6 protein-coding genes are annotated in these 6,492 nt (G+C 70.8%); all 6 read left to right on the forward strand.

All coding sequences use genetic code 11. The features are described 5' to 3' along the window. On the forward strand, positions 1–957 hold a 957-nt coding region (locus tag JHD21_RS19300; protein WP_292678525.1), incomplete at its 5' end, for a methyltransferase. A 49-nt stretch (positions 958–1,006) separates the two neighbouring features. Continuing rightward, positions 1,007–1,726 carry a peptidase E gene (locus tag JHD21_RS19305; RefSeq protein ID WP_292678528.1) on the forward strand — a complete coding sequence of 240 codons (720 nt, stop codon included), beginning with the start codon at positions 1,007–1,009 and terminating at the stop codon, positions 1,724–1,726. Positions 1,727–1,773: 47 nt separating this feature from the next. After that, positions 1,774–2,427, forward strand: coding sequence for a hypothetical protein (locus JHD21_RS19310; RefSeq protein WP_292678531.1), 654 nt, complete (start codon positions 1,774–1,776; stop codon positions 2,425–2,427). A 61-nt stretch (positions 2,428–2,488) separates the two neighbouring features. Beyond that, positions 2,489–3,205, forward strand: a complete 717-nt coding sequence (locus JHD21_RS19315) for a hypothetical protein (protein WP_292678535.1) — start codon at positions 2,489–2,491, stop codon at positions 3,203–3,205. A gap of 76 nt (positions 3,206–3,281) precedes the next feature. Next, positions 3,282–3,854 (forward strand): hypothetical protein, encoded by a 573-nt coding sequence (locus JHD21_RS19320; RefSeq protein ID WP_292678540.1) that lies wholly within the window; start codon positions 3,282–3,284, stop codon positions 3,852–3,854. 123 nt (positions 3,855–3,977) lie between these two features. Continuing rightward, the coding region (locus tag JHD21_RS19325; protein WP_292678543.1) for an aconitate hydratase at positions 3,978–6,492 on the forward strand (2,515 nt) is incomplete at its 3' end.

Raw genomic sequence — 6,492 nt, forward strand, 5'->3', positions numbered from 1 at the left:
CTGGAGATCACCGAAGGCACCGAGGGCGACCGATTCTGGCGGGCCGACGCGGTCGCCGTGCTCGAGCCGTCGGCGGACCGGGTGGTCCCGCCGTGCCCCTACGCGGGACCGGACGCGTGCGGCGGCTGCGACTTCCAGCACGTCTCGCTCGCCCGGCAGCGGCTGCTCAAGGCCGAGGTCGTCCGCGAGCAGCTGGTGCGGCTCGCCGGTCTCGACACCGATGTGACCGTCGAAGCGGTCCCCGGCGACCAGGAGGGGCTGCGCTGGCGGACCCGCCAGCGGTTCGTCGCGCTGCCCGGGGGTCGGCACGGAATGCGCAAGCACCGGTCCCACGACGTCGTCGCTGTCGACGACTGCCTGATCGCCGGGGCAGCGCCGTCCCACCTGGTCCGGGGCGTGCCCTTCGAGGTGGCCGCCGAGACCGGGTTCTGGCAGGTCCACCCGGGCGCGCCCGAGACGCTCGTGGCCACCGTGCTCGACATGCTGGCACCACGGCCGGGGGAGACCGTGCTCGACCTCTACGCCGGTGTCGGCCTGTTCGCCCGCTTCCTCGCCGACGCGGTCGGGCCGACGGGGGCGGTCACCCTGGTCGAGGGCGACGCCGAGGCCTGCCGGCACGCCGCCGTCAACGTGCCCGGAGCAGACGTGCACGCGGGCGACGTGGGCACCGTCCTGGCAACCGGGACGGCTCCTCGGGTGGACCTGGTGGTGCTCGACCCACCTCGGACCGGGGCGAAGCGGGCCGTGGTCGACCAGGTCGCCGCCCGGTCGCCGCGCGCGGTGGCCTACGTGGCCTGCGATCCCGCCGCGCTGGCCCGCGACGTCGCGACCTTCGCCGAGCACGGCTACGTCCTGCGAGCGCTGCGCGCGTTCGACGCCTTCCCGATGACCCACCACGTGGAGTGCGTGGCGTTGCTGGGCCCTGCAGCCGGGCTCGGACCGGTTGCACAAATGTGAGGCAGGAGGGGTGAGTCGGGGCGGCACCCCCTGGACCTAGGCTCACCCGGTGCGCATCCTGGCCACCTCAGGTGGCTTCCATCCCTCTGACCTCGGCGTCTTCCAATGGCGCCGCGGCCCGCTCATCGACCACGCCATCCACCTGGCCGGCGATCCGGCGCGGCCCCGTTTCTGCTACGTCGGCACCGCCGCGGGGGACAGTCTCAACGGGCTGGCCGGCTTCTACCGCGCCTTCGCCGGCTCGGACGTCCGGGCATCACACCTCGAGCTGTTCACCATGCCCAACGTCCCCGACCTCCGCTCCTTCCTGCTCGCGCAGGACGTGATCTGGGTCGGCGGCGGCTCGGTCGCCAACCTGCTCGCCGTGTGGCGGGTCCACGGTCTCGACGAGGTCCTGCGCGAGTGCTGGGAGGCCGGAGTCGTCCTCAGCGGCGTCTCGGCCGGCTCGCTGTGCTGGTTCGTCGGCGGGCCGACCGACAGCTACGGCGCCGACCTCCGGGTGTCGCCGCCCGGGCTCGGCCTGCTGCCCTACGGCAACGGGGTCCACTACGACAGCGAGGACCAGCGTCGGCCGCTGCTGCACAAGCTCGTCGGCGACGGAATCCTGCCGACGTCGCACGCCACCGACGACGGAGTCGGCCTGTTCTACGAGGGCACCGAGCTGGTCGAGGCCGTCTCGGACCGCCCGGGCGTCGCGGCGTACGTCGTGGAGAGGCAGCAGGACGGGTCGGTCACCGAGGAGCGGATCGAGCCCCGGCTGCTGGGCTGACAGCGTTCTGCAAGCGGTCGTCAAGCGGTCGTGCGCACGCTGCCGTCATGACCATCCTCAAGCTTCCTCGGAGCGCCTTCGCCAACGTCACCGCCACCCTGGCTCTCGCCGTGTCCCTGGGGGGCGGCGCCTACGCGGCCGGCCTCGCCAAGGACTCGGTGCGGTCCAAGCAGATCAAGGACGGCGTCATCCGGACCGTCGACCTGAAGAGCGGCGCGGTCACCGGCGCCAAGGTCGCCGACGGCTCGTTGACCGGTGCCGACATCGACGAGTCAACCCTGGACCTGCCGACGCCGCCGACGACTCCCTCGGCCGTCGCCGACTCGGTGCACAGCTCGCCGAAGACGTCCGGCACGTTGGGGGAGTTCTCGACCAAGCTCGCCGAGGTGACGATCGACGTGCCGGCGGCCGGCTACGTCGACGCGACCGCCACCGCGATGCTGAACGGATCCGCGGGCAGCGACGTCATCGACGTGTTCGTCATGGACGTCAGCACCGAGGTGGCGCGCGGCTACTGGGACGCGGGCGATGCCGACGGCATGTTCGACATCTCGCAGAGCGCCCACGGAGTCGTCCCCGTGAGTCCCGGCAGGCACACGTTCAAGCTCTTCGTCGCGGAGTACTCGACGAACGGCACCTACAGCGGCTTCGCCGAGGCCCAGCTGATCGTCCGGTACTTCCCTGAGGGGCGGATCGGGTAGCGGGTCGCGACGGCAAGCCGACCGCAAGGCGGCCACAAGGGTGGTCGCCCACGCTGGTCGCATGACCAGGACAGCATCTGCGAGCAGCACCTTCGTCAACCTCACCTCCGCGCTGGCGCTCGTCGTCGCCGTCGGTGGCGGCGGCGCCTACGCCGCCACGGTCGCCAAGAACTCGGTCGGGTCGGCCCAGGTCAAGAACGGCGCGATCAAGGCCCAGGACGTCAAGGTGGGGTCGCTCACGGGCGTCCAGGTCGCCGACGGCTCGGTGACCGGGAGCGACCTGAAGGACGGGTCGGTCACGGGAGCCGACGTCGACGAGGCCTCGCTCCGGCTGCCGGCGACGCCGCTGGTCTTCGAGGGGCCCTACACCCACCAGGCCACCCTCTCGGGCACCTGGACCGAGCACGCCCGGGTCTCCTTCACCCTGCCGGCCGACGGGCTCGTCCGGCTCGAGGCCGAAGCGACCCTCGGCGCGAACCCCGCGGCGACGCCGGGTGGCGGCTACGTCCAGACCCTCTTCTACATCGACGACGACGGCCAGGTCCCCTTCAAGGAGGTGGGGGCCTACACCCTCTGGGGCTCGCCCGGACCGGGCACCATGCTGGTCCAGCACCCCACGGCCTCCGACGTGCACACGCTGAAGGCGGGCACGTACGTGGTGTCCCTGCACCTGCGCGAGCTCGGCACCGGCGGCCACTTCTCGACGCTGCAGAACGGCCAGATCGACGTGATGTACTTCCCGGCCGGCGCCGCCGACCCCGACGTCGCCAACCCCTGAGCCGCCGCACTGGGTCCCCGCCGTCTGACCCGTTCGGGCTATGGCGCTTCCGGGACGAAGCGGGCAGAAACGACCTATGGGTCTCGGACAACACCTCTCGTTCGCCAACGTCGCTGCCGGTACGGCCCTCGTGGTCGCGCTCGGGGGAGGGGGGCTCGCCGTCGCGGCGGTGGCCAAGAACTCGGTCGGCTCGGCACAGATCGTCAACTCCTCGATCAAGGGCAAGGACGTCAAGGACGGCAAGCTCACGGGGAAGGACATCAAGGAGTCGACGCTCGCCGGGGTCGCCTCGGCGGCGTCGGTCGACACGGTGCGGCACCTCACCGCCAACCCGGTCCAGGGCCAGTCCGTGCCGTTGCTGACCAGGGGCGCCCTCACGCTGACCGCGTCCTGCGCCGGGTCGCCCGGGACAGGCCTCGCGTCCCTGCAGATGACGACCGCCGTCGATCACGCACGGTGGGTCACGAGCAACAACCAGGACGAGGACTTCACGGTCGCCGACGGCGCGGCCGGCTTCGGCCAGGTCAGCAACGGGATCGCCCAGATCCTCGTCTCCGCCACCACGCCGAGTGGTGAGGCCGTGCACGTGATGGGGCACGCGACGGCCAGCGGCACCCAGTGCCGGGTCGACATCGTCGTCGTCGGCTGACCCTGGCGGCGTGCCCCGCCGGTCGGGTTTGTCCTGTCGCGCGCCGGTGATGTATCTTGACATCAAGATACTTTCCCGGTGCGGCAGGATGGGCAGCAGCCCATGACGAGGAGATGGTGAGCAGTGGCGAGCAAGGACAGCTTCGGCGCGAAGAGCACGCTCGAGGTGGGCGGTGAGAGCTACGAGATCTACCGTCTCGACGCGGTCACCGGTGACGGCCTCCCGGACGACGCCGTCGCGAGCCTGCCATTCAGCCTCAAGGTGCTGCTCGAGAACCTGCTGCGCACCGAGGACGGCGCCGACATCACCGCCGACGACATCCTGGCGCTGGCCGGGTGGGACGCGGACGCCGAGCCGGACAAGGAGATCCAGTTCACCCCCGCGCGGGTGATCATGCAGGACTTCACCGGCGTGCCCTGCGTCGTGGACCTGGCCACCATGCGCGAGGCGATGGCCGACCTCGGGGGCGACCCGACGAAGATCAACCCGCTCGCTCCCGCCGAGCTGGTCATCGACCACTCCGTGATCGCCGACGTGTTCGGCACCCCGGAGGCGTTCGGGCGCAACGTCGAGATCGAGTACGAGCGCAACCGCGAGCGCTACCAGTTCCTGCGCTGGGGGCAGGGCGCGTTCGACGACTTCAAGGTCGTCCCGCCCGGCACCGGCATCGTCCACCAGGTCAACATCGAGCACCTGGCCCGCGTGGTCTTCACCCGGGACAGCGACGGCGCGACCGTCGCCTACCCGGACACCTGCGTCGGCACCGACTCGCACACCACGATGGTCAACGGCATCGGCGTGGTCGGCTGGGGTGTCGGCGGCATCGAGGCCGAGGCCGCGATGCTCGGGCAGCCCGTCTCGATGCTCATCCCGCGCGTCGTCGGCTTCAAGCTCAGCGGTGACCTTCCGGAGGGCGCGACGGCCACCGACCTGGTGCTCACGATCACGGAGATGCTCCGCCAGCACGGCGTGGTCGGGAAGTTCGTGGAGTTCTACGGTCCGGGCGTCTCCGTCCTGCCGCTGGCCAACCGCGCCACGATCGGCAACATGAGCCCGGAGTTCGGCTCCACCATCGCGGTCTTCCCGATCGACGAGGAGACGACCAAGTACCTCAAGCTCACCGGCCGCACCGACGAGCAGCTCGCGCTGGTCGAGGCGTACGCCAAGGAGCAGGGCCTCTGGCACGACCCGGACGCGGAGCCGCGCTTCTCCGAGAAGCTCGAGCTCGACCTGTCGACCGTGGTCCCGTCTCTGGCAGGCCCCAAGCGCCCGCAGGACCGGGTCTCCCTGTCCGAGGCCAAGGAGTCGTTCCGCGGCGCGCTGGTCGACTACACCGACGGCAGCCCGGAGCAGGAGACCAACGGCTACGACGAGACCGTCGAGGAGTCGTTCCCCGCCTCGGACCCGCCGGCCAACGGTCACGGCGAGGCCGCCCCCACGGACTACGTGTCGGCGGCCCCCGCCGACGGCGGGCGGCCGAGCAACCCCGCGCTGGTCACGCTGGAGGACGGCACGAGGTTCGAGGTCGACCACGGTGCCGTCGCCATCGCCGCGATCACGTCGTGCACCAACACCTCCAACCCGTCGGTGATGATCGGGGCGGCGCTGCTGGCCAAGAAGGCGGTCGAGAAGGGCCTGGAGCGCAAGCCGTGGGTCAAGACCACGCTCGCGCCCGGCTCCAAGGTCGTCAGCGACTACTACGAGAAGGCCGGCCTGACGCCGTACCTCGACAAGCTCGGCTTCAACCTGGTCGGCTACGGCTGCACCACCTGCATCGGCAACTCCGGGCCGCTCATCCCCGAGGTCAGCCAGGCGGTCAACGACAACGACCTCGCGGTCGTCTCGGTGCTGTCCGGCAACCGCAACTTCGAGGGCCGGATCAACCCGGACGTCAAGATGAACTACCTGGCCTCGCCGCCGCTGGTGGTCGCCTATGCGCTGGCCGGGTCGATGGACGTCGACCTCTTCAACGACCCGCTGGGGCAGGACCAGGACGGCAACGACGTCTTCATGAAGGACATCTGGCCGACCGCGAAGGAGGTCGAGGACGTGATCGCGACCGCGATCACCTCCGAGATGTTCTCCAGCGATTACGCCGACGTGTTCGCCGGCGACGAGCAGTGGCAGTCGCTGCCGACCCCCGAGGGCGACACCTTCGCGTGGGACCCCGAGTCGACGTACGTGCGCAAGCCCCCCTACTTCGACGGCATGCCGGACGAGCCGGCACCCGTCGAGGACATCGAGGGCGCCCGGGTGCTGCTCAAGCTGGGTGACTCGGTCACCACCGACCACATCAGCCCGGCCGGGGCGATCAAGAAGGACTCGCCGGCCGGCAGCTACCTGGCCGAGCACGGCGTCGAGCAGCGGGACTTCAACTCCTACGGCTCGCGCCGCGGCAACCACGAGGTGATGATCCGCGGCACCTTCGCCAACATCCGGCTCCGCAACCAGCTCGCGCCCGGCACCGAGGGCGGCTTCACCCGCGACTTCACGACCGGCGAGGGCGACGACGCGAAGGTCACGTCGGTCTACGAGGCCTCGGAGAACTACCTCGCTGCCGGAACGCCGCTGGTGGTCCTGTCCGGCAAGGAGTACGGCTCCGGCTCGTCGCGCGACTGGGCCGCCAAGGGCACCGCCC

The sequence above is a fragment of the Nocardioides sp. genome, from assembly GCF_016462705.1.
GTDB lineage: Bacteria > Actinomycetota > Actinomycetes > Propionibacteriales > Nocardioidaceae > Nocardioides.